This window comes from Dysgonomonas termitidis, assembly GCF_042654545.1.
Lineage (GTDB): Bacteria > Bacteroidota > Bacteroidia > Bacteroidales > Dysgonomonadaceae > Dysgonomonas > Dysgonomonas termitidis.
Genome location: NZ_JBHSGN010000027.1, coordinates 1 through 1,876, shown reverse-complemented (window position 1 = coordinate 1,876; position 1,876 = coordinate 1). Strand labels below are relative to the sequence as shown.

The 1,876-nt window shown below is 40.0% G+C and carries 1 protein-coding gene; it reads right to left on the bottom strand.

Annotated features, from left to right (window positions below; translation table 11 throughout):
• Positions 1 to 171 precede the first annotated feature (171 nt).
• Positions 172 to 1,809, bottom strand: a complete 1,638-nt coding sequence (locus ACFO6W_RS03900; protein WP_379994044.1) for a DUF5123 domain-containing protein — start codon at positions 1,807 to 1,809, stop codon at positions 172 to 174.
• Between the last annotated feature and the right edge of the window lie 67 nt (positions 1,810 to 1,876).

The window sequence follows — 1,876 nt, the reverse complement described above, 5'->3', positions numbered from 1 at the left end:
GCCTTTGCGAACTTTTACATGCTCTTTGGCGGCTTTTACGTCATGGGGGTTTCATTGTTCAAGAATAATTTTTTATTACAGTAAAACCATTTGGACAAAAAGGCTGTCTTCGATTTTGAGGACAGCCTTCTTTTCCTAAGGCAAATACTCAATGATAATTAATAACTAATATCACCACCAACGCGGGTCTCCAGCTTTTCCCCTACCGTTAAACGAAACGCCTTCTTTAAAATGGAAATCACCGTTCTGGGGATCTACAAACAAATCTTCGGATGTCAATTCCAATGATACCGCATTTGTGAATGGATTTGTATTTATAACAAGATCGGATGTTATGTAACAACTAGGATATTCGAGATACGCGGAATAATCATTCCTGCCGGCATTAATCTTGGAATTACCGTTATTTCCGGTAAAAATAGAATTGGTCACGGTTACGCTTCCCGGTTGCCTGTCAAAACGGAAGACTTCGGCGCTTTTGGATATGAAATTGCAAAGTGTCGATTTGTCGATTATCAGGTTCACTACTCCACCTTGTAATTGCATCAAGCGGTCGGATCCAAAGTCCATTACCGTACTGTTTTTTATAGAAAGTTCCCCAAGTTTGACAATATTCTTTCCCATATTAATGAATCCATAACCGCTTACTCCTACGTTTTTGATAATACAATCACTAATCCGGACATAGTCGACATTCAGCCCCTCATGGTTGAGACGGACAAGGCTTCTTCCAATATTCCGTATAGTACAACCTTCAAAGGAAACTCCTTTGAAACAGTTGGTATTACCTATATCGAATACATAATTCGAGCTGTTCAACCGGGCATTCAAGTCGACACCCTGGAATATTATGGCTGTCATAGGAGCAGACATCGTTATATTGTTAAGGTAGAGTTCGGGTTGTATACCGTCCGTTGCTGCATCACCGACCATATACAGCAGGTCAATTCCCTCCGGAACAATAATCTTGTCGATTTCATAAACTTGGTTACCATCGAAAACAAGGGTTACAGTCCTGTCTCCATTTGTTACACAGTCAATTAAAATAGCATCGATATTGGAAGCATCACCTGCCTGAAGCCTGATAGTACGGCCATTATTGATACCCAAAGTCCGGAATGACCATGTTCCGCGCTTGGCATCATCGTTATAAATTACAGCCATATAACCTGTGCCACTGGCCAGACCTGTAATAGTTGCCCGTCCGGCTAGCTTATCTTCGCTTGTTAATTGCAGGGTCTGTTGTACAGGCTCTTGCCCTTCTCCTACATTTTCCCAATACAGGATATGTGTAACTTCGGCGTCAGGCATCCAGAAAAGAGTAGCCTTATTAGTAGCGGAATTCGAACTTTTGAATATCTGTTCGTCGGGCGTTTCGAAATAGGCCTGCATATAACCGGATTCCAAATTGTGATTTTCATCTACGGCTTTTACCCGTACCGAATAAGGAGTTGTACCTTTCAGACCACCGAACGGCATTGAGAATTCAATTGCTGCCGGAGATTTTTTCGAATCTAAATTTGAAAACAAAGTATACAAGGAATCGGTGGTAATATCAACAATCTTGGTAATATTTGTAAATAACAAACTGTCTCCTTCACTGAATTCAAATACATACTTTGTGGCATTTACGACACCTGAAAACTTCAACTGCACGGATGTAGGCAACATATTCTCAACTTCAAAGGTAGCAGGACGGAAAAGCCTGTCGTACCGTTCATCATAACCCCAATCATTCACATCTTCCTCGCACGATATGAGGGCGAACGATAGAAAACTTAATAATAGAATATAATAAGGTATTTTCATAATTGTTCTTTCCAGTTAAAATCCAAACAAATTGGATGATTATTTTTAATTAATTTCAGTTTTATAT